This is a genomic window from Ochrobactrum sp. S1502_03, assembly GCF_044435015.1.
Lineage (GTDB): Bacteria > Pseudomonadota > Alphaproteobacteria > Rhizobiales > Rhizobiaceae > Brucella > Brucella chromiisoli.
Genome location: NZ_JAYEXN010000010.1, coordinates 38,464 through 64,827 on the forward strand (window position 1 = coordinate 38,464; position 26,364 = coordinate 64,827).

Below are 26,364 nucleotides of genomic sequence, written 5' to 3' on the forward strand. Positions count from 1 at the left end.
CACCCAAAACGAGTCACCATATTTGGGAGGGGCGGTTTTATCCTTTTAGTGCAGCGGCTTCGCTTGCAAGTTTGGTGATCCCGTCCCAGTCGCCGGCCTCAACCAATTCCTTTGGAGCAACCCACGATCCGCCGACACAGATGACATTTGGAAGCGAGAGATAGGTTTTCGCATTGGCGAGGCTGATGCCGCCAGTGGGGCAGAAAACGGTGCCAGCCAATGGTGATGACAATGCTTTGAGGAACGGCGCACCGCCGGACTGTTCGGCAGGGAAAAATTTCAGATGCGTGTAGCCTTCCTCGCGAAGAGCGAGCATTTCGCTTGGCGTAATGGCGGCAGGCAGCAGCGGCACATCGCTGTCATTGGCTGCGGCGATAATATATTTTGTAGTGCCGGGGCTGACAATGAAGCGTGAGCCTGCCTTGGCTGCATCTTCATATTGTTTGGCGTTGAGAATGGTGCCCGCACCCACGATCGCTTCCGGCACTTCGGAAGCAACGGCACGAATTGCGTCGAGTGCCGCAGCCGTGCGCAATGTGATTTCGATTGCAGGTAAGCCGCCTTTTGCAAGCGCTCGTGCCAGCGGAACTGCATGCTCGACCTTGTCGATCAACAGGACCGGGATAACGGGTTGGCCTTGCATGACGGGAGCAAGGAGATCTGTTTTCTGTGGCATGGACGCGCTCTTCTGCTTGGGTTTTAGTGGCTAAAACCGATTTAAGGTGCATCGTTCGCTTTGTCTACGGCAGGCTTTTCACAAGAGCTTTAAACATTGATAAGATGACTGGTTCCCAAAGGCTCTTTTGCTTTCCTGTACAATTAGGCCTTTGATGAGCTTCAGTCTTATGATTTACCCTTCCGCCTGTTCCTTAGACTATGGTGAGAGGATTGCACTCCTCGCAGCGTTACGGTCTGCGCTGGCTTCCCCTTCAAAAAAATAAAGGGTGTCTGTCAGACCATAGCGTAGAAGATGAAGCCTGTCCTTCACCGTGCTGCCCAATTTGCACCCCGCCGAAAAATCGTCTGCATTTGTGGTACCGAGAATTCTTTGGCTTGATGCCCCAGTGCGGAATAAAATACCCGGCCATTGCCATATTTTCTTTTCCAGACGACGGGCATTACCACCCCATCGATCCACCAGGCATGATCACCAGTGAAGGTCGTCGTTGCCAGCACTTCATTGGAAGGGTCCACGTGCATATAATATTGCTCTGAGCGGTATGGGAAGCTTGAGATGCCTTCCATGATAGAGTCGTCCGGGCGGGTCACATCGACCTGATAGTCGATAATATCGCCAGGATGAGCAACCCACTGACCTCCGATCATGAACTGATATTCAACACATTCACGAAAGCTGTCGCCCGCTCCGCCGTGAAAACCAGCAATGCCAACTCCATTTTCAACGGCTTTGGCAAGGTTTTTTATTTCTTCTTTTTCAATTTTCGACATCGTTACAATGGGAACGACGAGGCTAAGGTCATGCACGGACGGATCAGCAAAAGCCTCTGTGCTGTGCTCGACATAGACTTTGAAACCTTCTTCTTCGAGGATGTCTTTGACGATTACCGAACATTCCTGTGGTTCATGTCCGCTCCAGCCGCCCCAGACGATCAGCGCTTCTTTCATTGTTTCCTCCTCAGGATTAATTTGCAATCTGGTTATTAACCAGAGACGTTTCGAGTGGGGCAGGTCGCTCCACGTCTGTCATGATAGATATTGTTTTGCCCATATCAGACGCAGTCTGGAATGCTTCCATGACTTCGAGTACATGGAGTGCAAGTGAGCCATTCGCGCGATGCGGCCGGTTATTCCGAATGGCATATGCCATATCGGCAATTCCAAGTGAGCGATAATTCCCGTCGGCATAAGGTTGAGAAACTGCTTTTTCTTCAAACTCTCCGCCTTTTTTGAGCAACAAGACATCGCCGCCAAAATAATTCGGGTCCGGAACGATCAGCGTGCCTTCAGTGCCATAAATTTCGATGGGCACATGTTTGTGCCCGGCGACATCAAAGCTCATGGCCACTTGCACGACCGCGCCATTTTTAAATGCCAGAACGCCTGCAACATGGGTAGGAACATGAACAGGAATATGCTCACCGTTCCTTTCGGCGCTCGTAATGATGCGTTCTTTCCGGGGTGTCGTCGCGAAGCTTGCGACTTTGTCAACCGGCCCGAGGAGGTTGACGAGTTCTGTAATATAATAAGGTCCCATGTCGAGCATCGGCCCCCCGCCCACTTCGTAATAGAAGGCCGGGTTGGGATGCCAGCGCTCATGACCTGCGCACATAAATGTTGCCGTTCCACCGACAGGAATTCCCAAGACACCTTCATCTATAAGCGAACGCACGGCCTGATGGCTTCCGCCAAGAAAAGTGTCCGGAGCCGAGCCCAAACGGAGGTTCTTTGCCTTTGCAGCTTCAAAAAGCCGCTTACCTTCGGCAAAATTGATACCCAACGGCTTTTCGGAATAAACGTGTTTGCCGGCCTCAAGGGCTTTTAATCCCACCTCAACATGTGCTTTTGGAATCGTGAGATTGACAATGATTTCGACACTTGGATCGGCAAGCAATGCCTCCACTGTTCGAGCCTGAAGGTTAAACTCTTCGGCGCGTTTTTGCGCCACTTCCATATTCATATCTGCAATACCGCAGATATTAAGTATCGGAAACGAAGCCATCGCTTTAAGATAGGCGCTGGAGATATTTCCGCAGCCAATGATGCCAATGCCGACCTTATCCATCTTGTTTCCTCCCAGAAATCCGTAACTTTAAGCTGAGTTAAATTGCAGGCCCCGTCGTGCTCCATGGAGACTCGTAGAGTTCATGCAGTGCAACGGCAGCGGCGCCCTGTGCCCATAATTCGTCACTGGCAATATCGAAAACCAGTTCAGCAACGCCCTTCAGGGCTTGTGGAACGGCAATATTGTAACTTTCACGAATGCTGTTGATGAATGGCTCTCCAAGTTCAAGACTGGTGCCCGTAATGATGACGCGCGGTGGCGCAAACAAAGTTACGATATTTGCCAGTGTGAGACCTATTGCAGCGCCGGCGCGTTTGGCAGCATTTAAGAGTTCCTCATCGGAAGCGCTAATGAGTGAATGCGCGTATTTCATGCCCCTTCCGAGGCGCATGGCTTCTGCAAAACGGGCATCATCCGGGCGAGTGCCAAGAATTGCGCTTTCACCGGCATGGCTTGCAAGCCTGACGGTCGTGTCATTGGTATAACCGAGTACGAGATCGCCTAGATTATGGCTGAGCCCATCAGCACCGCGAAACAGCTGATTTTTGTGCAGGACCCCAAGCCCAAGCGTTTGCTCAAGCGAAATCAAAACCATGTCTTCAAATTCACGTGCATGGCCAAACCAATGGTGCGCAAGTGTTATTGCATGTGCATCACTTTCAACAATCGTGGGCACATTCAGGCGAGTTGTCATTTCTGAGGCAAAATTAAAATTATGCTCTCTTAGGATTGGTGTGCTTCGAATGATACCAGTACGATGCTCTATGACGCCTGGTATGCCGAGGCAGATCATGTCGACATCTTCCAGCGACACACCGGCATCCAGGACACATCGGCGTACCCCGTCTTCAATAAGATCCGCAATGACGCTGATTGGTTGACGATCAACTCTTATTGGAAGCGACAGGTTGGAAAGGATCTCGCCACGAAAGTCCGTGACCACGAAAATCATGCGATTGGACGCGATTTTTGCACCGACGACACGCGCTGCTTCAGGATTAAGCTCAAGCATGACCCGCGGCCTCCCGCGCGTCGTCTCGTTGCGGATATCCCCTTCATGCCGTGTCAGTATCAGCCCATCATCCAACAGTGATGCGGTTATCGCCGATACAGTCGTGGTGGAAATCTCAGTTCGCTCGCTGATCTGAATGCGCGAAATGGGACCATGACGACGGATCGTATCTAATACGTTCAGCCTGTTGATAGCGCGCATCAGTTCGGGGTCAGCGGTCTTCATGAGGTCCTGTTGAGATCAAAGCTGATCAGATATTATTTAAATCGGATTGCGGATTAAATAGCGTCACTTCTATCGTTCATGTCAAGCCTGCTTGCGAAAAATTATGAAATAGCCTTGACATCGACAGATATGTCGGATGAATTAATCCGCATTGGGGAATAAATTGTGAGGATGACCCCAAGGGAGGATCTCGAACATGACGTATTGGTACGCAGGCGCAAGCCTGAGCGGCAAGTTGATGTCTTATGCCGCAAAAGCAAGCATAGCATTGATGCTAGGCACCGCAAGTGCTTCGGCGACCACGACCGTTAAATGGATGCACGTGGAATTGGACCCCAAAGCGGTCGCTGTCTGGGAAGAAATAGCAAGAGACTATGAAAACCAGCATCCTGATGTTCGGATCCAATTGCAATTTCTGGAAAACGAGGCTTTCAAAGCCAAGCTCCCGACGCTGCTACAGTCAAATGACGTCCCTGATTTTTTCTATAGTTGGGGTGGTGGTGTTCTTGAGGAGCAGTCAAAAACCGGTGTTCTCAAGGATCTGACAGAGGATTTCAACGCCTCTGACGGTAAACTGCGTCAAGCTTACACGAGTTCGTCTATTGAAGGTCTTTCCTTTGATGGCAAGCTCTGGGCAGTTCCTTATAAAGTCAGTCTTGTCAGTTTCTTCTACAATAAAGAACTTTTCGCGAAAGCAGGTTTAGATTCCAACAATATCAAGACATGGGATGATTTGAGTGCCGCTGTAACCAAGCTTAAAGACGCTGGCATTGTTCCTATTGCCGGAGGGGGTGGTGATAAGTGGCCCCTTCACTTCTACTGGAGCTATCTTGTGATGCGTAACGGCGGCAAAGCGGTCTTCGATGCTGCCAGCAAGGGTGAAGGTGAAGGCTTTTTGGATCCGGCCATTCTCAAGGCAGGTGAGCAGCTTGCGGACTTTGGCAAGTTGGAACCATTTCAGCCGGGCTATCTAGGGGCAACCTGGCCGCAGGCGCTTGGTGTTTTTGGTGATGGCAAGGCTGCAATGATCCTCGGTTTTGATAATACCGAGGCCAATCAACGCAAGAATGCGGGCGATGGAAAAGGGCTCGCTTTGGAAAACATAGGGCGGTTTGCATTTCCTGTGGTCGAAGGTGGTGCAGGAAAAGCGAGTGATACTTTAGGCGGGATCAATGGTTGGGCAGTGACCAAAAATGCTTCCAAAGAAGCCATCGATTTTGCTCTTTTCCTAACCAACAAGGAAAATGAGCAGAAAATGGCGGAGGCAGGCATGATCTTGCCGGTTGCAGCCGGTGCAGACAGTGCGGTTAAAAACCCTATTTTGGCCGAATCTGCCCGTCAGTTGGCGGATTCAACATGGCACCAGAACTATTTTGATCAAACATTGGGTGCTGCTGTCGGACGCGTCGTGAACGATGTATCGGTCGATATTCTCGCAGGGCAGATGAGTTCCGAAGAAGCAGCGCAGCAAATTCAGGATGCTTTCGAGCTCCGTTAAGCGCGTTCTGAGCGCACGTTAGAACATGACGTGCGCTCCGCATCCTAATTATTGGCATCATGAAAGCGGAAAAGATGACGGATATGTCTGTGACTTCGGCATCCTCGCCTCCACGTAAAACACATCTGGTCAAAAAGAAAAAAAGCTCTGTCGCCCACGACCGCACAATGACCTTGCTGGTCTTTTTGCCTCCGGCTTTATTGCTGTTTACACTCTTTGTTATTTTGCCGATGGGTGAGGCGGCGTGGTACAGTCTTTACCGCTGGAATGGGTATGGAACGCCGACGGAATTTGTGGGCTTGAAAAATTTTCAGGTCCTCTTTGGCAATGCAGCCTTCTCTCAGGCACTGTTCAATAACGGTCTGATCATTTTCGTCTCCGTCCTTGTGCAAATCCCGTTAGCGATCTGGCTCGCAATGATGCTGGCGCATCGCATTCCCGGTGTTGTCGCCTTCAGGCTGATCTTCTTTTTGCCTTACGTTCTTGCAGATGTTGCGGCGGGCCTGATCTGGCGCTTTGTCTATGACGGCGACTACGGTCTGTTTGCCGCGGCTTCCAACTTCTTTGGTTTCGCAAATCCATATGTTCTGGCAGACCGAGATGTCGCAATTTACGCTGTGCTTGCTGTCATTGTCTGGAAGTATTTTGGCTTTCACATGATGCTTTTCATAGCCGGCCTTCAGTCTGTCGATAAAGCTGTTCTGGAAGCTGCTGAAATCGACGGCGCGAATGGCTGGCAGAAGTTTCGCTATGTAACGCTGCCCATGCTTGGTTCCACCGTGCGCTTGTCCATTTTCTTTGCCGTCATCGGTTCGCTGCAGCTCTTCGACATGATCATGCCGCTGACAGGCGGGGGGCCATCCAATTCAACACAGACGATGGTGACCTTCCTCTACACATACGGTGTCATGCGTATGCAGGTTGGGCTTGGCAGTGCGGTTGGTGTCGTTTTGTTCGTGATCTGTGTGACACTTGCCTTCGGTTATAAAAGGATTTTCATGCGCCATGACTGATACATCAAACGCTGTCCGCATGACGATACAGACCCGACTTTATCTCTATCTTTCGCTTGGCTTCATTGCCGCTATTGTTTTGGTTCCGCTTCTGACAACAGCGCTGGGTGGCTTCAAAACGCTGGGTGATCTGCGGGTCAATCCATTCGGCCTTCCGGCGGAATGGCAATGGGCGAATTACGGAGATATTCTCTTTGGTCACCGTTATTGGCTGCAAATATTCAACTCATTGATCATCGCCGTTTTGACGGTTTTCCTGACACTGGTTGTGTCGGCGATGGCGGCCTTCACCTTTGCGCATGTGAAGTTTTTTGGCTCGTCTTTCCTGCTGAATTATTTTCTGCTGGGGCTGATGTTTCCTGCGGCAACAGCAATCCTGCCATTGTTTATCCGCATTCGTGATCTGGGGTTGCTGGATACCTATTGGGGTGTTGTGCTGCCGCAGGTCGCATTCGGTCTCGGTATGAGCATATTGCTGTTTCGCAATTATTTCCGAAACCTGCCGGAAGAGTTGTTTCACGCGGCATTCGTCGATGGTTGCGGTTATCTGCGCTTCTTCTGGCACATTTCTTTGCCGCTCTCCCGTCCAATTCTCGCAACAGTGGGCATCGTCTCGTTTGTCGGCAGTTGGAACAGCTATCTCTTACCGTTGATCATGCTCAATTCGGAATCAAAATATCCGTGGCCGCTTGGCATCATGGTTTATCGCGGCGAGTTCGGCACCGAATGGCAACTTGTCCTTGCTTTCATAACACTGACGATTTTGCCAACCGTCATCGTGTTTTTCCTTGCACAAAAACACATCATCGCCGGCTTGACGGCAGGTGCGGTAAAATCCTGATCGGGAGACGTAATCATGGCTTCAGTAGAACTTATTAACGTTTGTAAATCCTATGGCTCCGTCGAAGTCATCCGCGACATTTCTCTGTCGATCAATGACGGTGAGTTTGTTGCGCTTGTCGGGCCGTCCGGCTGCGGGAAATCGACTCTTTTACGTATGGTCGCCGGACTTGAGGAAATAACCGATGGTGAAATTGCCATTGGTGGTCAGATCGTCAACGGTATGACGCCGCGGGAGCGCAATATCGCTATGGTGTTTCAGTCTTATGCACTCTACCCGCATATGACTGTTGCACAGAATATGGGTTTTAATCTTAAGCTGGCCGGCAAGCCCAAAAATGTCATTGATGAGCGGGTTGCGGAAGCAGCACGCATGCTTGATCTTGGCAAGTTGCTGGATCGAAAGCCCTCGCAGCTTTCTGGTGGTCAGCGTCAGCGGGTTGCCATGGGACGAGCGGTTGTTCGCGATCCTTCTGTTTTCCTTTTTGATGAACCATTATCAAATCTTGATGCAAAACTCCGTGTTCAAATGCGCAGCGAAATTAAAAGCCTGCATCAGAAAGTCGGAACGACTTCCATCTATGTGACGCATGATCAGATAGAAGCGATGACCTTGGCGGATCGGGTTGTTGTTCTGAACCAGGGCCGGATTGAGCAACAGGGAACGCCACTCGAACTCTATAAAACCCCTGCAAACATCTTCGTGGCGGCCTTTATTGGTTCGCCAGCCATGAATCTTATCGCTGCAGTGATTGATGCAGATGCAAATGCACCGATAGCGCGTCTGAAAGACGGTACGGCAATAGGCATTTCATCTCAAAGGAGTGTAAAGCGGGGCCAGGAGGTTACGATTGGCCTTAGGCCGGAACATATTGGTTCTGCCACCGGCGGAGATATTCGCCTTGAGGGAAGAACAATTTTGGTGGAGCCAACCGGCGCACAGACACATGTGGTTTTTGAACTTGGTGAAGACCAGATAACTGCTGTTGTCGATGGTGAACAGCATGTGCGCGTTCACACAGCTTTTTCGGCGGCGATCAACAATGAGCGCGTTCATGTTTTCGATCGCGCCAGTGGCTTGGCACTATAAGTGCATTGGGATTGCGCCATCTACAACGCACGGAACCGCAGGTTTAAGCCTGTTGTTCTATGAGATTTTAGATCATTATATCAGGCCAATACTCCATGGAACCGGGCGTTGGCTATGCGGCGACGGCGGCGCGCAGTGCAGTTGCGAGCCTTTTGACGGCGACCTCGATTTCGTGTGGAGTATAGGCAGCAAAGCCCATCAGGAAGCCGGGTTTTCCGTCGCCGGATGCATGAAGTCCTGAAAGGCCAAGAAGTTCTATCCCCATGCGCCGCGCTGCATCAATTGCCGTGCGTTCGGAAAGTCCGCCGATCAATATGCAGGGCATTTGCAGGCCACCGATCGGCACTTGCGGTTCGACGAATTCTGAAAGATGTTTGCGAACCAGCGTTGTCAGAACGTCCAGGCGCTGCGCGTAGATGTTGCGCATGGTGCGAACATGGGCACCGAAATGTCCACCTTCCATGAACCGCGCCAAAGTCAGTTGTGCGATGGAGGCAGTATGCCCGTCGAGCAGGGTTCGTGCCACGGTCATAGGTTTGACCAGCTGCGGTGGTAACACAACATAGCCAATCCGAAGGCCCGGAAAGAGGGCTTTTGTGAAGGTGCCGATATAGATGGTCCGGTCATGCGGGTCGAGCCCCTGAACGCAGGCGGTAGGCTTTCCAGCATAGTGGAACTCACTGTCGTAATCATCTTCGATGATCCAGCTCTGATGCCGTGCGGCCATTCGATCAAAGCGAGACGACGATCCAGCGCAAGGGTTGCGCCTGTCGGGAACTGGTGCGAAGGTGTAAAAAAAGCAGCTTTTGCACCGCGCGGATCATCGATAATTTGGTCAACCATTACCCCTTGTCCATCGACGCGCACAGGCAAGCATTCAAGCCCAGCAGCTTCAAATGCCTTGCGCGCACCATAATAGGCCGGATTTTCAATGAAGATCGGGTCGCCGGGATCGAACAGCATGTTGGCGCACAAGGTCAGCGCCTGCTGTGAGCTTGTCAGGACCACCACCCGTTCGGCGGTGGCGCGTGCGCCGCGTTCAAGATTGACATAGTCGGCAATAGCACGGCGCAATGGTTCCGTTCCTTGCGGATCGCCGTGATGTAAAGCCTGCGTGCCAACTTCTTTGAGCACCTGCCGCTCAAGACGCTCCCATAATGGAAGTGGAAAACTGCGAGTTTCCGGTATGCCGTGTGCGAACGGGCGTGGAGAGAGCATTTCGCGCACACCGCCACTGCCGAACATGGCAGCACCGCGTCTGCTGAGGTTCGGCGCTTGATTGCGTAAAAGTGCGTCACGCTGCGTCAGCCGGCGGCCGGGCGTGAACTCTGTCATTTCCGCGACAAAGCTGCCGCTTCCGACGCGCCGTTCAATAAAGCCTTCTGCGTGAAGCTGGGCGTAAGCGGACTCGATGGTGTCGCGTGAAACGCCGAGCGATTTTGCCAGCGCGCGCGAGGCCGGAAGCGGTTTACCCGGACCCAGCGCGCCGTCGACGATCAGTTGCCGGATGGCGCGTTGTATCCGTGCATGCAGTGGCATCGCCGCATGCGCGGGATGGGCAAGCCAAGCCTTCACAGACTCCAGTTGCGAATGCTTGAACAAATGGTCTGTACCTCTCTTCGTAAGTGGATGGGAACAACAGGCCATTTGTCCTCTAGAAGTCAAGGCAAAAAACGGGCCGCAAGCCACAATTCAGGAGCTTTAACAGAGCCATGTCGCATCGTTTGCCTTCACGATCATCCATTCGTCTGAATGATCTTACCCATCCAATTATAGCAGGACTGATTTCGGTCATCGTCAATTATGGCGGTACCTTCATTCTGGTCTTTCAGGCCGCGCGTGTTGCCGGTCTGAGCCCTGAACTCACGGCATCCTGGGTATGGTCTGTCTCTATTGGTGTTGGACTTACCGGCCTTTTTCTGAGCTGGCGTTATCGAGAACCGATCATCACCGCCTGGTCGACGCCGGCAGCGGCCTTCCTTGTAACAGCGCTTGCCACAACGCCCTATGCCGAGGCGATCGGCGCTTATATGGTCTCGGCTCTGGCCTTTGTTCTGCTTGGTCTTTCCGGCTGCTTTGAGAAAGTCATTCGGTTGATCCCCTCTGGCATCGCCTCTGGTCTTCTTGCCGGTATCCTGCTGCAATTTGGTATCGGAGCTTTTGGCGGCGCGAGTGTCGATCCTGCTCTGGTTGGGCTGCTGATCGTTGCCTATGTCGTGCTGAAGTGTTTTTCTGCGCGCTATGCTGTGGTTGGCATTCTGGTGATTGGTCTTGTTTTTCTGGTCACGCAGGAGCGTGTCGATATGTCTGGCCTGCAGCTCAAATTCGCGACGCCGATTTTCACCATGCCGGAATTCTCGCTTAATGCTCTTCTGAGCGTTGCGCTGCCACTGTTTTTGATCACCCTGACCGGCCAATACATGCCGGGAATGCTGGTGTTGCGCAATGATGGCTTCAAGACAAGCGCCAATCCCATTGTTACCGTAACCGGCCTTGGTTCGCTCATCATGGCCCCCTTTGGCTCGCACGCTTTTAACCTAGCGGCAATTACTGCGGCAATCGCCACGGGTCGGGAGGCGCATGAAGATCCGTCCAAGCGCTGGATCGCTGGTATTGCGGCAGGCGTTTTCTATGTGCTGGTGGGCGTTTTTGGCGTGACGCTGGCAGCGGTTTTCATGGCATTTCCGGCAACGTTTATCACCACGCTGGCCGGTCTGGCGCTGCTCGGTACCATCGGCGGCAGCCTTGCCAATGCGATGGCAGACCCCGCATCCCGCGAGGCGGCGCTCATAACCTTCCTCGCATCGGCCGCAAACATCAACCTGCTCGGTATTGGTGGCGCCTTCTGGGGGCTGGTGATCGGGCTGGCCGCTTATCTGGCGCTCAATGGCCGGTTGCCTCGCCGTGAAAGTGCCAAATTGGCAATCAGCGAAGATGCAGCGGAGTGAGGCTGATGAATATTATATCCATTCAAAGCCAGGTCGTGCATGGCCATGTCGGAAACAGCGCTGCCGTTTTGCCGATGCAGGTGCGGGGGCTGACCGTTGCGGCGGTTCCCACCACATTGTTATCGAACAATCCTCATTTTGAGACCATGCGCGGACGTGTGCTCGAATCGGAGCTCGTCGGTGATCTGCTTCGTGGTGTCGAGGAACGCGGATTGATCGAAACGAGCCGCTATATTATCTCGGGCTACCTGGGCTCGCGCGCCAATGGTGATGTGGTTGCCGCTTTCGTTGAGCGGGCGCGCAGGATCAACCCGGATATCGTTTATATCTGCGATCCGGTGATGGGCGATTCCAATCTCGGTGTCTTTGTCGCTGACCAGGTGGTCGAGTGTCTGCTTGGTCGCCTTGTTCCGATGGCGGATGTCTTGACCCCCAATCAGTTTGAGGTCGGCCTAATTGCGGGCAGCGGGATATCGTCATGGCGTGCGCTTGAGGCGGACGTTTTGAAAATACAGGCGCAACGCCAGGCGCGGTTGGTCGTTACCGGCTGCACTCTTGCCGACACGCCGGATGGTTTGCTGGAAAACATCGTTTTCGAGAACAAGACGAGCACAAGACTGACATTTCCACGCCTGCCTATCGCGCCGGTTGGCACAGGCGATCTCTTTACCGGTCTTTTGACGGCCAATCTGGCTCATGGTGGCACGCTGGTCGATGCGGCGCGCGGCGCGGGTGCCGTTGTGCTTGATGTGCTTGAGCGGACGATCGCCAGTGGTCAACAGGAAATGCGGCTCGCCAGTGTCATTGACGCGCTGTTGCCAGGCCGACGGGAGGCTCTCCACTGACCCTTTTCAGAGTGCTGATCTGACTGGATCAAATCGGCACTCTAGTCCTTTATTTTTACGCATTATCCGACGCAAAGCAGCGTCGCACTTTTTGGAAATGCTTTATCGAAACTTCTTTATGCGCTGGATAGATTTGGCAACCATTCCGTGTTCAAATCCCGTACCGACGGCAACGGACCAATGAAAATTTGCGCGACACGACTGCCCGCAATAGCCCAAGGAAAGAACAATATTCTGCATCCCAGAATGAGATGCGTTTCACTTAGGGCCTTCTGAACTATTCGGCTGCGACCAATGGAATCTGCGGCTCGGATGCAGCATCAACCGGCTTGAGCGACATATAGCCGTTCTGAATGTCGAGCACATGCGAATAGACGTTTTGGCCGTCTTCCAGCGTTGGCAGTTTTTCCTCATGCATGATGGAGAGGACAATTGCATCCGGGCAATGTGTTTTGAGCGCTGTGTGGAAACGTAGCTTCGACACAGGATCAAGCGCACCGGTTGCTTCATCAAGGAAGATCACTGATGGCTTATGCAGCAGAAGCCGGGCAAGCATGATCTTCTGTTTTTGCCCGCCAGAGAGCACCATGTCCCATGCCGATCCATCTGCATTGTCATCATTCATCCGCAGGATAAATTCGCCAAGTCCTGCTTCGTGTAATATGGCTGCAACCGTGAGATCATTGAACTGGCTTTCGTCTTCGGGAAGACAAACAAGTTGCTTGAGCGACACGCTTGGAAACTTTGCTTCCTGTGGTGTGTAGATGGCTTTTGCCTTCTGAGGATAGATGATGTCGCCGGTTCCATATGGCCAAAGACCATTGAGCGCCTTGATAAACGAGGTTTTGCCCGAGCCGGATTCGCCACGCATATAAACCCAGTCACCGGAGCGGATATTAATAACACCGGAGCGCAGAAACGGCGCTTCCGTGTCGGGTCCGAGCATGAGCGCAAGATTGCGGACCGAAAGACCAAAATGTGGGTGCTGCGCGGAAAATGTGAAACGGTTTATACCTGAACGGGCATAGAATTCGGCAGGCTCCTGCACGGCTTCAATGGCTTGTGCGAGACCAGTGACACGACCGGCATTTGCGCGCAGATTGGCAATTGCCGGCATGACCTGAATGAACCATGAGCAATCATTGATCATGGCGGCCACCAGTTCGGCACCGGTCACATAATTGCGGAAGCTGACCGCCCCGCTCATATAGGGGATCAGGCCCGGAATATAAGCGATGATGCGATTGGACAGAAAGCCATAAGCCTGTGAAAAGGCGAGATAGGCAGCATCAAAGCGGTTGAGTTGGTTCCAGGTTCCATCAACGTCTTGATAAAGACGCTTGTTGACCGTGCTTTGTACGGCTTCACCTTCGGAAGCCGAAATCTGGAAGCTGCGGCGTAGAAGCGTGGTCCATTCACCACGATAGGAGCCTTCCGCTTTTTGCATGCGCAGGTTGAGCTTTTCCAGTTTGCGGCCGATCTTGATCGCAATCAGTGTGCCAATCGGCACGTAGACTATGATAGCGGCAAAAGCCACGACCGCACCACCATAAGAGCCAAGAAACTCCAGTCCGTTTACTTCTGTCGAGATTTCCAGAAGTTTCTGGCCAACGAAGAACGCTGAGAGCAGGACACCAACAATGCCCATAACAAGACCAATGGCGCCGCCGGTCATGCCCTTGATGGATTCCTGCAAACGCTGATCGACATTATCGGGCAGGCTTGGACCTTTTCCCTGTTGCAGATGGTAATGCGTGTGATTGCGATCAAGCAGTGCATCGGAGAAGCTGTCATTGAGCCATTTGCGCCATTTCCGGTGCAAGGTGGTGGACAGAAGATGCCGGAAGCCGACCAGCAGCACATCCTTGCCAAGCATCAGTATGACCAGCATACCGGCATTGATGGCAATGGCCATCAGCGGGTCCTGCACCGGTGCACTTTTGACATTGACGATGGAATTCATCAGAAGGCCGGATGCTTCCGCAACCCAGACCGTCGTCTTGCTGATGAATGCTGTGAAGATGAAGATCGCGATCGTAAGGGCCCATGCCTCTTTCCAGCGGTCTGAAACCCAATAGGCGCGCATCACACCCCAGAAAGTGGTCATTTGCGACACGGCAGTGCGGTTCCCTGCGCTCAGGGACTGCTGGTTTATCTGCCGTATCTTTTTCAATTCGTGCCCGCTCCACAATAACGCTTTGTAACAAATTGCAACAAACTGTGGTTAACGAAATGTTAATAGTCAACGTAAAACGCGATCACATTTCTGCGCGAAAAATGAAACATTTATCAATGCGTTGAATTTTATGATCTAATTCGAGTTCAACAGTTGTGACGGTTGTGCGTTCGCCATGCCCTTGTGTTCGAAAAAACACGGTTAATGATCGCTTAAATCGGGCAGTAATGAAATCTGGCAACGGATTCGCTTTGGGCATAGGTCTTGCCGTAGTGAAGCGAAGGTCGGCAAAAATTGCGCTTTAGAGCGTATTTCGATCTGATTGAAACAGACCGGCGCGCTAAACCGCCCACTCAACATCCGTTGTGAAGGCAATCGTCAGCCAGCGGTCAGGGCCTTCGCCGCCGAGCGCATCGCCGATTTCATCGCGCAATGCATCCCATTCTTCGAGTTTCTTTGCAGGTTGTGCCTTTGGTACAATAAAATAGAGTTCGATTTGTTTACCGCGTCCGACCTTGGCGACATAGGCGCGGTAAGATTTGAAGCCATAGCGGTCCACAACCTGCTTTGCCACGTCATCGACGTGCTTTTTAAAGTCGACAGGCGTAACCAGAAGCATGTCCGATAATGCCTGTTTGATCGTTGCGGCAGGCATTGGAATGATAATGACGCAAACAAGCGCAAGCACGGCAGGATCGATGTAAGGCGTGATCCAGTCGAATTGGGTTTCCTGAATGAAATAGCCAATGGTGAAGGCGATCAGAAGTGCCGCCGTTATGCCGCCAGACATGATCCAAGATTTTGCATCAAGGGCGATAAAATCTGATTTGAGCTTGCGGTTGGCGCGCATTTCAAGAAATGCCATGCCAAGACATGCAATGAGGGCGAGCACGGCATAGAAGATAGCATAGCTGAATTCCAGATCGCGGCCACCATCCATCAGGCTACCGATCGCGTTGATCAGCGCGTAGATGGCCACACCCGTGAGCATGATGCCATTGAGCCCCAGAACCATCGGCTCAAGATGCCAGAAACCCATGGTGAAACGGTCGCGCAATTTTCCGCGCGGCGGCTCTGGCAGCGCAGAAAGCGCAATCAGGCGTGAAACGACAAGTGCAAGACCACTCATCGCAGCATCGGCCAGCATATAGACGCCATCAAACACAATCGAAAATGACCCAGATAAAAGGCCGAAGACAACACCAAACCCTGCAATAAAAATAGTAACTGATATGGATATTTGAAGAACAGACTGTTCACTACGCAATTTTTACTCCGAACTATCACGCAATGCGCGACAATAGACGCAGCGGTGAAAAATGCGGTTGCCGGATTGCGGCGGAAATCTATATGAAACTGCCTAAAGAGGCAAATTTAGCTATATTGTGTGTATAAAAAGCAGAAGCCCCCCAATAAGTATTCGGGAGGCTTCGTGGTCAGATCACTGCGATTTCTGGTCTTTGACGAAAGTGCTGTCAGTTTCGCCTTTGAAGAAATCACGACCATAGACGAGCAGACAAAGGATGACGCCGGTAGCAAATGCCCAGGCTGCCCCGCGTGTAGCCAGAACGGCGCCAACGATGCCGGCAATGCCAAGATCGCGCTGCGAACGTGCTTCCAGAATGCCAACACGCACCGATACATATCCCTGAATAAGCAGAGTCAGCGCCAATGCTACACCCAGGATCGGCTGAACAAGCGTCACAATCGGCATCAGGAGCAAACCTGTATTGGTTCCCCAGCGGAAAGAACCTGCGCCACCAAAAAGCGAGTGCATGGCTTTTTTCCCTTGCGAGAAACGCTCTACAATCACCACATGCATTGCCGACCAAAGTGGCCCGCACATGCAGACATCTGGCCCGAGCACACTCATTGCGGCATTGCGTCCACCGAAGATCAGGTGCGCGCGGTCAGGACTATAGTCGATCTTTTCGTCAGGGCGCGCTTCGTCAGCTTCCTTCAATATAGCTCGGCTCTGCAATACATCGCCAAAGAGCACGATATAGGCTGCCAGCATCGTGGGAACAGCGGTGAGGAACATGGACAGCGGAGGCATGCCAAGACCAAATATTGTATATTCTCGCCAGAGAGTGCCAAAATCCGGGCTTGTGAAGGACCATTCGATTGTTGGCCATGGTGCTTCGCCAAAAAGCGGCGCGATGATGACTGCAAGCAAAATGATCGGAAAGATACCGAGCTTGCCGATGGTTGCCAAAAGAGGATTGCTGTTTTTGATACGCGCAAATTGGCGCGAAAAAATCACATAGAAACCCATGCCAACAGCGATGCTGATCGTAAACGGGAATGTATCAAAGCGACCGCCGACTTTGAAAACAGTAATAACTGCAGCAAAACCAGCTCCCACGATGACACCTGCTTTGATGGCAGATGGTATCAGCTGAACGACACGATGCGCCAACCCTGTCGCCCCGATGAAGATCGAAAACAACCCGAGCATCATTTGGAACGCGACAAGGGCATGCACGCGTTCCGGTCCTTCTGGGAAAGTGGCGCAATAAGCCATGAGAAGGGGAATAGCGGGGGTGATCCAGCCTGGCACAACCGGATCGCCTAGCAGATGGTGCGCGAGATAGAAAAGACCGTTCAGGATGACGACGGCGAGCGCCACTTCAAAGGGCATGCCAAGAAGTTCTGTCATCAATGGAATTGCTGAAAGATCCACCGCGCACATCAATAGACCTTGGAAATAGTCAGGCCATTCGAATTTATAATGAACGAAGGGCAAGCGGATTTTAAACGGTCCGGCAGGCCAATATGGCTGCTCCTGACCGTCGATGCGTTCAGTGCTCAAGGTTTTAACTCCGAAAGGATGAAGCAGGCCGTAGAAGAGCGCTTATTGGGAGCACTCTTCCGCGACTGGATTTAAATGATATTTGCTAACTCAGAAGGCTTCGCGATAAAGCGCAAGCGCGTCAGCTTCCGTCACGTCAACAGGGTTGTTACCCAGAAGACGCGTCTGAAGCATTGCATCGCCTGCAAGCATTTCGAGGCTTTCTTCTGTGACGCCGACATCGCGCAGGCGACGTGGAGCACCGGAACGGTTCATCAGGTCTTCCATATATGCAACGAAAGCTGCTGAACGTTCTTCGGTTGTACCCTCTGATTTGCCGATCAGAAGGTCAGCGAGTTCTGCATAAAGCTCGGCAGCACCCGCCATGTTAAAGCGCAGCACTGGCCCTAGCATCAGGGCATTGGAGAGGCCATGCGGTACATGATAATGACCGCCAAGTGGATAAGCCAGTGCATGAACCGCACCAACCGGGGAGTTCGAGAAAGCTTGCCCTGCGAAATTTGCACCAAGCAGCATGGCTTCACGGGCGTGACGATCTTTGCCGTTTTCACAGGCTGCAACAAGATTGGCCGACAAAAGTTTCAACGCTTCGCGTGCAAAAGCGTCGGAAAGCGGATTCTTCTTGATGCGGCTGGTATAGGCTTCGATTGCGTGAACCATGGCGTCGATGCCGGTGGCTGCTGTGTGAAGCGCTGGCAGACCGCAGGTCAGCTCTGCATCCAGAATGACGAAATCCGCGTAAAGCTGGCGGGAAACGACACCCATCTTGGTGGTTTCGCCGGTGGTCAGAATCGTGATGTTTGTCACTTCCGATCCGGTGCCAGCGGTGGTCGGAATCTGGATCAGCGGCAGACGCGTGCCCTGCACTTTGCCAATACCATAAAGTTCAGACAGTTCCTGCTCAGAAACGATAAGCACGGCAGCAAGCTTGGCAATATCCATTGAAGAGCCGCCGCCCAGCCCCAATACGATATCGCAGCCTGCCGCCTTGGCCTGATTGACACATTCAAACAAAACCGATTCCGGCGGATCAGCAACAACAGCATCGAAAATACTGGTGACGAAGCCCGCCTTTTCAAGTGAAGCCAGTGCTTCGTTGAGTACGCCAGCCTTGTGCAGACCCTTGTCGGTTACGATGAGGATTTTGCGTTCGGAAAACCGTTCGCCCAGAATTTCGCCAAGACGCTTCGCGGCACTCCACTCAACGAGCATTGAGCCAACGGTATCGAACGAAAATGGCTTGATCCCTACAGTCATACTTTCCACCCTTATCCAAATTTCCCCAGCGCCGAGGTCTCTCATTCCTCGCCGGTGCCGAGACGCTGGGTTTTAAATGGTCTGGCTTTCACATATAGCAAAGCCAGACCAGCAGTTTCCCGATGCCGCCGGTGCATCGGTCGTCTGAAGAGATGCTTGGGAGGATCCCTTCTTAATTGTTCAGCATGCTGAACAATGTTCAGAATTTGATGGATCGATACAGGATATGAAGCCCGGCTGTCAAATTATCCCTTCGAGGAAGAGCGAGGATCATAAGCCATTCAATGGCGCGCTCTGTTGAGCAGTCGCGCAAACCATTGATCCCGTGTTGAGATTTTTTGCATGATTTGTAAGGCGAAACATAATTTCTGAGAGCTGCTGTGGCTGGGCTCGGATTATGTGCCGGGTGCTGGACGGCTTCGCTATATATTGTGTGTGAGCGTCTCTGTCAGATTGTCGAATGCCGCGAATCTATCTATCGGATTACCTGTTCACTGGTTTGGCCCGTCTGAGGTCGGGCACCATAAAATATCCCTGTTATTCACAGCCGCAGCGCAACAAAATTAGATTTAATTTTTTTGAAGCATCTATCCATTGACGAAGTTTTAACTTCAGGTACTACATATTGTGTTCAAGGTTCTTACGATTCGTGAGAATTGAAAGCGAAGATGGGAATACGGTGCGCTGCATTCATCGTGGATGTTGTTAAGCCGTAGCTGCCCCCGCAACTGTAAGCGGCAAGCTCAAATCCAGATGTCACTGGCACAGGCCGGGAAGACGGATGAGGGCGGTGAGCCGTGAGCCAGGAGACCTGCCTTGAACGTAACGTCCACGGGCGGGGTGTCCGGTTGGCGCGCGATAAACTATGGCACTGTGCTGCCACGTTTTTTGGTGCCCCGTATATCCCTCTCAATAGCTTCGGGGTGAAAAGCATGTCGAGTGATTTGAAACAGAATAGTTCCGGTCCGCCCTTTACGGGCTAGTGTGCATGGCTTGCCAGTGGGGTGAGCCGCATTTCTTCAGTTTCCGAGTTTTTCCGCGCGCATTTTACCATGTGCGAGCGTCTTTGTGCGTCGTTACTCCAGTAGCCGCAACCCATACCAATCTATCCCCAGTGAGGAAAAAATGAACGTTACCGTCTATAGCAAGCCCGCCTGCGTCCAGTGCACAGCAACCACCCGCGCGCTCGATCGTCAGGGCATTGAATATGATGTTATCGACATTTCCGCGGATAGCGATGCGTATGATCTCGTTCAGGGACTGGGCTACCGTCAGGTACCGGTTGTTGTTGCCGGTGAATCCCATTGGGCTGGTTTTCGTCCGGATATGATCAGCGCGCTGGCATAATCCCTTCCGCTGCCGGGGTTTGTTATGGGCCAGATCGTCTATTTTTCCAGCCGTTCGGAAAACACGCATCGCTTTGTGATGCGTCTGGGGATGCGCTCAAAGCGCATTCCGCTGGAAAGCTATGAAGACAATGGGGGCCTGTTGCGCGTCAACGAGCCTTTTGTGCTCGTAACACCAACCTATGGCGGCGGAGGCGCGAAAGGTGCTGTTCCCAAGCCGGTCATCCGCTTTCTTAATGATGCGGATAACCGATCCTTCATTCGCGGCGTCATTGCCGCTGGAAACAGCAATTTCGGGGAGGCCTTTGGCCTCGCAGGCAACATCATTTCTGCCAAATGTCAGGTTCCCTACCTCTATCGTTTTGAGCTTCTGGGAACCGACGAAGACATTGGCAATGTTAAAGACGGGATGGAACGATTTTGGACACGGCAGACACAACCCTGACCCGTGAGCACGAGACAGTCGCTGCTTCGCAAAAGCAGGAGTCATCTGCGGCGACGGTTGCTGCATCAGGCAGCAAGCCGCAGAAACCTGCTGAGACCTCGCTCGATTATCACGCGCTCAATGCAATGCTGAACCTCTATGATGATGAGGGGAAGATTCAGCTGCATCGCGACCGCCAGGCGGCACAGCAATATTTCCTGCAGCACGTCAACCAGAACACGGTGTTCTTCCATAATCTGCGTGAAAAGCTCGATTATCTGGTCGCTGAAGGCTATTATGAGCGGGAAGTGCTGGACCAGTATTCCTTTAATTTCGTGCGCGATCTTTTCGATCATGCCTATGACAAGAAGTTCCGCTTCCCGACCTTCCTTGGCGCATTCAAATATTACACCAGCTATACGTTGAAGACCTTCGACGGTAAGCGCTATCTCGAGCGCTACGAAGATCGCGTCTGCATGGTGGCATTGACGCTTGCGCGTGGCAACGAACAGCACGCGCGCGAAATGGTCGATGAAATTATTGCGGGCCGTTATCAGCCAGCAACGCCGACCTTCCTCAATGCAGGCAAAAAGCAGCGCGGCGAGCTGGTCTCGTGCTTCTTGCTACGCGTTGAAGACAACATGGAATCGATTGGTCGCTCCATCAATTCGGCGCTTCAGCTTTCAAAGCGTGGCGGCGGTGTGGCTCTGAGCCTGACCAATATTCGTGAATCCGGCGCACCGATCAAACAGATTCAGAACCAGTCTTCCGGCATTATTCCGGTGATGAAGCTTCTGGAAGATTCATTCTCCTACGCTAACCAGCTTGGTGCGCGTCAAGGTGCGGGTGCGGTTTATCTGCACGCTCATCACCCTGATATTATGCGCTTCCTCGATACCAAGCGTGAAAATGCGGACGAAAAAATCCGCATCAAGACATTGTCGCTTGGTGTTGTGATTCCCGACATCACGTTCGAACTCGCTAAAAACGACGAAGATATGTACCTCTTCTCGCCTTATGACGTTGAACGCGTCTATGGCGTGCCAATGACCGAGATTTCGATCACCGAAAAATATCGGGAAATGGTTGATGACGGCCGTATCCGCAAGAAGAAGATCAATGCGCGTGATTTCTTTCAGGTTCTGGCGGAAATCCAGTTTGAGTCCGGCTATCCATACATCATGTTTGAAGACACGGTGAACCGCGCCAATCCAATCGATGGCCGCATCACCATGAGCAATCTCTGCTCGGAAATTCTTCAGGTGAGTGAAGCCAGCATCTTCAATGAAGATTTGTCTTATGAGCATTTGGGCAAGGATATTTCCTGCAACCTCGGCTCGCTCAATATTGCAGCAGCCATGGACAGCCCGGATTTTGGCAAGACCATCGAAACCTCAATCCGTGCTCTGACGGCTGTTTCAGACATGAGCCATATCGGCTCGGTGCCATCCGTTGCACGCGGCAATGATGAGAGTCACGCCATCGGCCTTGGCCAGATGAACCTACACGGCTATCTCGCCCGCGAGCGTATTTTCTATGGATCGGAAGAAGGCGTCGATTTCACCAATATCTATTTTTACACGGTGGCCTATCACGCTGTTCGCGCGTCCAATCTGATCGCCATTGAACAGAAAAGCTCGTTCAAGGGCTTTGAAAAGTCGAAATATGCGACGGGCGAATATTTCGACAAATATACCGATCAGGTCTGGGAGCCTGCGACGGATAAGGTCCGCGAGATTTTCGAGGCTGCCGGTATTGCGATCCCGACACAGGAAGACTGGCAGGAACTGAAAAAATCCGTCATGGAAGGCGGCCTTTATAATCAGAACCTGCAGGCCGTGCCGCCGACTGGTTCGATTTCCTACATCAACCATTCGACCTCTTCGATCCATCCGATTGTTTCCAAGATCGAAATCCGTAAAGAGGGCAAGATTGGCCGTGTTTATTACCCGGCTGCCTTCATGACGAATGATAATCTTGAATATTATCAGGATGCTTACGAGATTGGCCCGGAAAAGATCATCGACACCTATGCGGCGGCAACGCAGCATGTCGATCAGGGTCTGTCGCTGACGCTGTTCTTCCGTGATACCGCGACGACACGCGACATCAACAAGGCGCAAATCTACGCGTGGAAGAAGGGCATCAAGACGATCTACTACATCCGCCTGCGCCAGATGGCGCTCGAAGGTACGCAGGTTGAAGGCTGCGTCTCTTGCGCTCTCTGATCAGGATCGAGACAAATGAATATGCAGTTTAAAAACAACAATGCGAAAAAGCCGGCGGTCGTGCGGGCCATCAACTGGAACCGGATCGAAGACGACAAAGACCTCGAAGTCTGGAACCGTCTGACCGGTAATTTCTGGCTGCCGGAAAAGGTGCCGCTCTCTAACGATATCCAGTCGTGGGAAACGCTGAAAGCGGAAGAAAAGCAGCTCACCATCCGCGTGTTCACAGGTCTGACGCTTCTGGATACGATCCAGAATGCCGTTGGTGCTGTGACACTTATGGAGGATGCCTCAACGCCGCATGAAGAAGCTGTTTTGTCGAACATTTCCTTCATGGAAGCGGTTCATGCACGGTCTTACTCGTCGATCTTTTCGACACTGTGCTTAACGCCCGATGTGGACGATGCCTATCGCTGGTCGGAAGAAAACGAATTCCTGCAAAGGAAGTCGCAGTTGATCCTCGAAAATTATAATGCTGAAGATCCGCTCAAGAAGAAGATTGCCAGCGTGTTTCTGGAAAGCTTCCTGTTCTATTCGGGCTTCTATCTGCCGATGTACTGGTCGAGCCGCGCCAAGCTCACCAACACGGCTGACCTCATCCGCCTGATCATCCGCGATGAAGCCGTTCATGGTTATTATATCGGCTATAAGTATCAGCGCGCGCTTGAGAAGCTTGATGAAACCAAAAAGCAGGAGATCAAGGATTTTGCCTTCGATCTGTTGTTGGAGCTTTATGACAATGAAGTGCGTTATACCGAAGCGCTTTATGATGGCGTGGGTCTGACCGAAGACGTGAAGAAGTTTCTGCATTACAATGCAAACAAGGCTCTGATGAACCTTGGCTATGAAGCCCTGTTTCCGGCGGAAGCCTGCAAGGTCAATCCGGCGATCCTTTCGGCGCTTTCTCCGAATGCCGACGAGAACCATGACTTCTTCTCAGGCTCAGGCTCTTCTTATGTGATTGGCAAGGCAGTCGCGACTGAAGACGAAGACTGGGATTTTTAAGCGAAGCTGACACGCAATAAAATCCGGCGAAACTGGTTTCGCCGGATTTTTTTTGGAATCGATTTCCGCAATATGATGTCTTTCTTGTCAAGGTGAGCATTGGTGCTAACCATTATGTCGCTTCTGGTGAGTGTTTTGTGCAATTTCGCTTATATCTGTTGCCACAAGTTTGGAGTAGCTCTAAAGCATGTCGCGGAAAAGTGGGAACCGGTTTTCCGAGAACGACATGCGTAAAACAAGAAGATAGAGCGAGCGTATTGGGTACGATTAGGCGTGATCAGTCTCTCGCGGGCTCCACGGATATTGGCAGCGTTAGCTGGGTTGTTCCAACTGTGCAGATGCGCGGTGCAACATGCGCAATCGGCACGCCGCTTCATTCATGGCAGATGGTTGCGCAGGGTAAACTGCCTGCGGCGCAAAATTATGAGAAGTACGGCCGCAGAGCTGTTCCGCAACCCGGAGCAGATTGCAAAAGTCAAACAAGATCATAAACGATGCTCAATGGAGCCGTCTTTGTGAGTCCAATCCCGGAGAATGTTCAACCAGCCTTGCCCACCTCCGATCAACAAAGCACCTGCCTGAAAGAATGACCCGGAAAACAGATGACGTTTATTTCCTTATCTCCTAAGCGGCTTGAGGCATCATGAAGGCTTTTCTCGATATTCTGAGCTTTGGACCGGATGGCTGGGGCCATGTTCTGATGATGGCGGTGCTGGTCACTGTAGCGCTGTCTGTTCTGGGTTATCTGCTGGGCGCTGTCATCGGCGTATTCGCAGCCTGGGCGAAAATCTCCGGTGGGCGTACACTGCGCTCGATTGCCGATGCTTACACCACCATTATTCGCGGTATTCCTGATCTGCTGGTGATCTATCTGTTTTATTTTGGCGGCAGCGCCGCTGTAACGGCGATCGGCCGTTTCTTTGGTGCGCAGGGTTTTGTCGGCTTTCCGGCATTCCTCGCCGGTGTGCTGGCCATCGGTATCTCATGCGGTGCGCATCACACGGAAGTCTTTCGCGGCGCATTCCGTGCGGTCTCCAAGGGCGAGCTTGAAGCAGCCTCAGCGTGCGGCATGGGACAGGCGCTCAAATTCCGCCGCATCATTGCGCCGCTCGCGCTTCGCCATGCACTTCCGGGCCTTGGCAATGTGTGGCAGGTGGCGTTGAAAGAGTCGGCTCTGATCTCGGTTGTGGGTGTTGTTGATATTCTTCGTCAGGCACAGATCGGCGCTGGATCGACGGGATTGCCCTTCAATTTCTACCTCATTGCCGGTGCGCTTTATCTGCTGATTTCGTCGGTTTCCGGCACCATCCTGCAGAAAGCTGAACGTCACTTCTCGCGCGGCGTGCGGAGAGCATCATGAACTTTCAATTCTATTCAGAAGCCTTCATGCAGATGATTGGCGGCGTTCCGCTGACCCTTCAACTTGCTGCCAGTTCGATTGTCTTTGGCGCTGTGCTGGCTTTGCTTTTTGCCTTGATGCGTCTTTCGGGCATAACTGTTCTCGACTGGATTGCCCGCCTTTACGTGTTTGTATTTCGCGGTACGCCGCTTCTGGTGCAAATCTTCATTATCTATTACGGCCTCAGCCAGTTTCCGGCGGTGCGTTATTCTTTCCTCTGGCCGATCCTGCGCGAGCCTTACTGGTGTGCGATCATTGCACTGACCTTGAACAATGCAGCCTATGCCAGCGAAATTATTCGCGGCGGTCTTCTATCCGTGCCCAGTGGCCAGATCGAAGCTGCGAAAGCTTGTGGCATGTCGCGCTTCACCTGTTTCCGCCGCATCGTCATGCCGCTGGCAATTCGTCAGGCTTTGCCCGGCTATGGCAATGAAATGATCTCCATGGTGAAGGCAACATCGCTGGCCTCGATCATTACTCTGATGGAAGTGACCGGCATCGCTGCCAAGCTGATCGCTGAATCTTATCGCGCGATTGAAGTGTTTGTTATTGCGGGTGCTATCTACCTCGCTATCAACTTCGTTCTGACACGTTTGCTTATGTTTGCTGAATATAAGCTTACACCTTATCTGCGCCAGCCCGTCGTCAGGATTACCACCGAAGGAAAAACATCGTGAGTAAAATCATATCTCCCAATGCCCCTTTGGCGTTGAAAGTTGAAAATCTGCGCAAAAGCTTCGGTACCAATGAGGTGCTCAAGGGTATATCTCTGGAAGCGCGCGAAGGTGAAGTCATTTCGATCCTCGGCTCTTCAGGATCAGGTAAATCGACTTTCCTGCGTTGCATCAATCTGTTGGAAATTCCAACTTCCGGTACGGTGACTGTTTCCGGTGAGACCATTCGCATGGCCAAGAACTCAAAGGGCGAAGCCTATCCGGCCGACAAGAAGCAGGTCTCGCGCATCCGTTCTGAGCTTGGCATGGTTTTCCAGAGCTTCAATCTCTGGTCCCACAAGACCATTCTCGAAAATATCATTGAAGCGCCGATCTATGTGCAGGGCCGTTCGCGCGCTGAATGTGTGGAAGAAGCGGAAGCGCTTCTGGCCAAGGTTGGTATCGCCGACAAGCGCGATTTTTATCCAGCGCATCTTTCCGGCGGTCAGCAGCAGCGTGCGGCCATTGCGCGTGCGCTTGCGATGAAGCCGAAAGTGATGCTGTTTGACGAGCCAACTTCGGCGCTTGATCCAGAACTGGTCGGCGAAGTGTTGCGCGTTATGCGAGGGCTTGCTGAAGAAGGCCGCACGATGCTGGTTGTCACGCACGAAATGGGCTTTGCGCGTGATGTATCCAATCGCGTTGTGTTTTTCCACCAGGGACTGGTCGAAGAAGATGGCGCGCCTGAAGAAGTGTTCGGAAACTCGAAATCCGAGCGTTTCCGCAAGTTTATCAGCCACGAAAATGCAGCCTGATCATTTCAAACAATGCTGATTTGTGCCAAAAGGCA

Annotated in this window: 21 protein-coding genes, 2 pseudogenes and 1 riboswitch; of the genes and pseudogenes, 14 read left to right on the top strand and 9 right to left on the bottom strand. The window is 52.2% G+C overall.

The features are described 5' to 3' along the window. Positions 1 to 37: 37 nt before the first annotated feature. The 4 genes from VBH83_RS09265 to VBH83_RS09280 form a co-directional block, all read right to left on the bottom strand. Complete coding sequence (locus tag VBH83_RS09265) at positions 38 to 676, bottom strand: 2-dehydro-3-deoxy-phosphogluconate aldolase (protein ID WP_265986796.1); 639 nt, start codon at positions 674 to 676, stop codon at positions 38 to 40. 308 nt (positions 677 to 984) lie between these two features. Next, positions 985 to 1,626 carry a ThuA domain-containing protein gene (locus VBH83_RS09270; protein WP_265986797.1) on the bottom strand — a complete coding sequence of 214 codons (642 nt, stop codon included), beginning with the start codon at positions 1,624 to 1,626 and terminating at the stop codon, positions 985 to 987. A gap of 16 nt (positions 1,627 to 1,642) precedes the next feature. Next, the gene (locus VBH83_RS09275; protein WP_265986798.1) at positions 1,643 to 2,743 is read right to left on the bottom strand and encodes a Gfo/Idh/MocA family protein; all 1,101 of its coding nucleotides are present in this window, start codon (positions 2,741 to 2,743) and stop codon (positions 1,643 to 1,645) included. 37 nt (positions 2,744 to 2,780) lie between these two features. Next, entirely contained in the window at positions 2,781 to 3,980 is a 1,200-nt protein-coding gene (locus VBH83_RS09280) for an ROK family transcriptional regulator (protein ID WP_265986799.1), read from the bottom strand. Positions 3,981 to 4,218: 238 nt separating this feature from the next. Between VBH83_RS09280 and VBH83_RS09285 the strand changes: the two genes are divergently transcribed. The 4 genes from VBH83_RS09285 (at position 4,219) to VBH83_RS09300 (ending at position 8,421) form a co-directional block, all read left to right on the top strand. Continuing rightward, complete coding sequence (locus VBH83_RS09285; RefSeq protein WP_396997385.1) at positions 4,219 to 5,478, top strand: extracellular solute-binding protein; 1,260 nt, start codon at positions 4,219 to 4,221, stop codon at positions 5,476 to 5,478. A 74-nt stretch (positions 5,479 to 5,552) separates the two neighbouring features. After that, positions 5,553 to 6,491: a carbohydrate ABC transporter permease gene (locus VBH83_RS09290; protein WP_265986803.1), complete on the top strand. Its 939-nt coding sequence runs from the start codon at positions 5,553 to 5,555 to the stop codon at positions 6,489 to 6,491. Next, positions 6,484 to 7,332: a carbohydrate ABC transporter permease gene (locus VBH83_RS09295; RefSeq protein ID WP_265986805.1), complete on the top strand. Its 849-nt coding sequence runs from the start codon at positions 6,484 to 6,486 to the stop codon at positions 7,330 to 7,332. Before VBH83_RS09290 ends, VBH83_RS09295 begins: the two co-directional genes overlap by 8 nt. A gap of 15 nt (positions 7,333 to 7,347) precedes the next feature. Beyond that, positions 7,348 to 8,421, top strand: a complete 1,074-nt coding sequence (locus VBH83_RS09300) for an ABC transporter ATP-binding protein (protein ID WP_265986806.1) — start codon at positions 7,348 to 7,350, stop codon at positions 8,419 to 8,421. Positions 8,422 to 8,533: 112 nt separating this feature from the next. Here VBH83_RS09300 and VBH83_RS09305 read toward each other — a convergent pair. Then, positions 8,534 to 10,023: pseudogene (locus VBH83_RS09305) on the bottom strand (PLP-dependent aminotransferase family protein). Between the two features lie 110 nt (positions 10,024 to 10,133). On the opposite strand from VBH83_RS09305, the gene VBH83_RS09310 reads away from it, so the two are divergent. Together VBH83_RS09310 and pdxY are read left to right on the top strand one after the other, a co-directional pair. Then, on the top strand, positions 10,134 to 11,369 hold the full coding sequence (locus tag VBH83_RS09310) for a benzoate/H(+) symporter BenE family transporter (RefSeq protein ID WP_396997350.1): 1,236 nt from the start codon (positions 10,134 to 10,136) through the stop codon (positions 11,367 to 11,369). A gap of 5 nt (positions 11,370 to 11,374) precedes the next feature. After that, entirely contained in the window at positions 11,375 to 12,214 is an 840-nt protein-coding gene (gene pdxY, locus VBH83_RS09315; RefSeq protein WP_265986812.1) for a pyridoxal kinase, read from the top strand. Between the two features lie 277 nt (positions 12,215 to 12,491). On the opposite strand, the gene VBH83_RS09320 is transcribed toward pdxY, so the two are convergent. From VBH83_RS09320 to VBH83_RS09335, 4 genes are all read right to left on the bottom strand, one after another. Beyond that, positions 12,492 to 14,330 carry an ABC transporter ATP-binding protein/permease gene (locus VBH83_RS09320; protein WP_265986813.1) on the bottom strand — a complete coding sequence of 613 codons (1,839 nt, stop codon included), beginning with the start codon at positions 14,328 to 14,330 and terminating at the stop codon, positions 12,492 to 12,494. Positions 14,331 to 14,730: 400 nt separating this feature from the next. Next, the gene (locus VBH83_RS09325; RefSeq protein WP_396997352.1) at positions 14,731 to 15,657 is read right to left on the bottom strand and encodes a cation diffusion facilitator family transporter; all 927 of its coding nucleotides are present in this window, start codon (positions 15,655 to 15,657) and stop codon (positions 14,731 to 14,733) included. 174 nt (positions 15,658 to 15,831) lie between these two features. Then, positions 15,832 to 17,202, bottom strand: a complete 1,371-nt coding sequence (locus tag VBH83_RS09330; RefSeq protein ID WP_396997354.1) for a hypothetical protein — start codon at positions 17,200 to 17,202, stop codon at positions 15,832 to 15,834. 90 nt (positions 17,203 to 17,292) lie between these two features. Beyond that, a complete protein-coding gene (locus VBH83_RS09335) occupies positions 17,293 to 18,459 on the bottom strand; it encodes an iron-containing alcohol dehydrogenase (protein ID WP_396997356.1) in 1,167 nt (388 codons plus the stop codon). A gap of 617 nt (positions 18,460 to 19,076) precedes the next feature. After that, a riboswitch (cobalamin riboswitch) is annotated at positions 19,077 to 19,293 on the top strand. Positions 19,294 to 19,584: 291 nt separating this feature from the next. Here VBH83_RS09335 and nrdH point away from each other — a divergent pair. The 8 genes and pseudogenes from nrdH to VBH83_RS09375 all read left to right on the top strand — a co-directional run bounded on the left by nrdH (position 19,585) and on the right by VBH83_RS09375 (position 26,329). Next, a complete protein-coding gene (nrdH, locus tag VBH83_RS09340) occupies positions 19,585 to 19,806 on the top strand; it encodes a glutaredoxin-like protein NrdH (RefSeq protein WP_265986818.1) in 222 nt (73 codons plus the stop codon). A 24-nt stretch (positions 19,807 to 19,830) separates the two neighbouring features. Further along, positions 19,831 to 20,250 (top strand): class Ib ribonucleoside-diphosphate reductase assembly flavoprotein NrdI, encoded by a 420-nt coding sequence (gene nrdI, locus VBH83_RS09345; protein WP_265986819.1) that lies wholly within the window; start codon positions 19,831 to 19,833, stop codon positions 20,248 to 20,250. Further along, the gene (gene nrdE / locus VBH83_RS09350) at positions 20,226 to 22,457 is read left to right on the top strand and encodes a class 1b ribonucleoside-diphosphate reductase subunit alpha (RefSeq protein WP_265986820.1); all 2,232 of its coding nucleotides are present in this window, start codon (positions 20,226 to 20,228) and stop codon (positions 22,455 to 22,457) included. Before nrdI ends, nrdE begins: the two co-directional genes overlap by 25 nt. A gap of 15 nt (positions 22,458 to 22,472) precedes the next feature. After that, positions 22,473 to 23,462 carry a class 1b ribonucleoside-diphosphate reductase subunit beta gene (nrdF, locus tag VBH83_RS09355; protein ID WP_265986821.1) on the top strand — a complete coding sequence of 330 codons (990 nt, stop codon included), beginning with the start codon at positions 22,473 to 22,475 and terminating at the stop codon, positions 23,460 to 23,462. A gap of 275 nt (positions 23,463 to 23,737) precedes the next feature. After that, a pseudogene (locus VBH83_RS09360) lies at positions 23,738 to 24,052 on the top strand (amidohydrolase); the annotation flags it as partial. A gap of 53 nt (positions 24,053 to 24,105) precedes the next feature. Beyond that, the gene (locus VBH83_RS09365; protein ID WP_265986822.1) at positions 24,106 to 24,822 is read left to right on the top strand and encodes an ABC transporter permease; all 717 of its coding nucleotides are present in this window, start codon (positions 24,106 to 24,108) and stop codon (positions 24,820 to 24,822) included. Further along, the gene (locus tag VBH83_RS09370; RefSeq protein WP_265986823.1) at positions 24,819 to 25,538 is read left to right on the top strand and encodes an ABC transporter permease; all 720 of its coding nucleotides are present in this window, start codon (positions 24,819 to 24,821) and stop codon (positions 25,536 to 25,538) included. The genes VBH83_RS09365 and VBH83_RS09370 overlap by 4 nt, the downstream gene beginning before the upstream one ends. Beyond that, positions 25,535 to 26,329: an ATP-binding cassette domain-containing protein gene (locus VBH83_RS09375; RefSeq protein WP_323054577.1), complete on the top strand. Its 795-nt coding sequence runs from the start codon at positions 25,535 to 25,537 to the stop codon at positions 26,327 to 26,329. Before VBH83_RS09370 ends, VBH83_RS09375 begins: the two co-directional genes overlap by 4 nt. The last annotated feature ends 35 nt before the right edge of the window (positions 26,330 to 26,364 follow it).

Excerpts from the sequence above, each read along its gene's own strand:
- VBH83_RS09265 (WP_265986796.1), bottom strand. The coding sequence starts at position 676 with ATGCCACAGAAAACAGATCTCCTTGCTCCCGTCATGCAAGGCCAACCC.
- VBH83_RS09270 (WP_265986797.1), bottom strand. The coding sequence starts at position 1,626 with ATGAAAGAAGCGCTGATCGTCTGGGGCGGCTGGAGCGGACATGAACCA.
- VBH83_RS09275 (WP_265986798.1), bottom strand. The coding sequence starts at position 2,743 with ATGGATAAGGTCGGCATTGGCATCATTGGCTGCGGAAATATCTCCAGC.
- VBH83_RS09280 (WP_265986799.1), bottom strand. The coding sequence starts at position 3,980 with ATGAAGACCGCTGACCCCGAACTGATGCGCGCTATCAACAGGCTGAAC.
- VBH83_RS09285 (WP_396997385.1), top strand. The coding sequence starts at position 4,219 with ATGTCTTATGCCGCAAAAGCAAGCATAGCATTGATGCTAGGCACCGCA.
- VBH83_RS09290 (WP_265986803.1), top strand. The coding sequence starts at position 5,553 with ATGACGGATATGTCTGTGACTTCGGCATCCTCGCCTCCACGTAAAACA.
- VBH83_RS09295 (WP_265986805.1), top strand. The coding sequence starts at position 6,484 with ATGACTGATACATCAAACGCTGTCCGCATGACGATACAGACCCGACTT.
- VBH83_RS09300 (WP_265986806.1), top strand. The coding sequence starts at position 7,348 with ATGGCTTCAGTAGAACTTATTAACGTTTGTAAATCCTATGGCTCCGTC.
- VBH83_RS09310 (WP_396997350.1), top strand. The coding sequence starts at position 10,134 with ATGTCGCATCGTTTGCCTTCACGATCATCCATTCGTCTGAATGATCTT.
- pdxY (WP_265986812.1), top strand. The coding sequence starts at position 11,375 with ATGAATATTATATCCATTCAAAGCCAGGTCGTGCATGGCCATGTCGGA.
- VBH83_RS09335 (WP_396997356.1), bottom strand. The coding sequence starts at position 18,459 with ATGACTGTAGGGATCAAGCCATTTTCGTTCGATACCGTTGGCTCAATG.
- nrdH (WP_265986818.1), top strand. The coding sequence starts at position 19,585 with ATGAACGTTACCGTCTATAGCAAGCCCGCCTGCGTCCAGTGCACAGCA.
- nrdI (WP_265986819.1), top strand. The coding sequence starts at position 19,831 with ATGGGCCAGATCGTCTATTTTTCCAGCCGTTCGGAAAACACGCATCGC.
- nrdF (WP_265986821.1), top strand. The coding sequence starts at position 22,473 with ATGAATATGCAGTTTAAAAACAACAATGCGAAAAAGCCGGCGGTCGTG.
- VBH83_RS09365 (WP_265986822.1), top strand. The coding sequence starts at position 24,106 with ATGAAGGCTTTTCTCGATATTCTGAGCTTTGGACCGGATGGCTGGGGC.
- VBH83_RS09370 (WP_265986823.1), top strand. The coding sequence starts at position 24,819 with ATGAACTTTCAATTCTATTCAGAAGCCTTCATGCAGATGATTGGCGGC.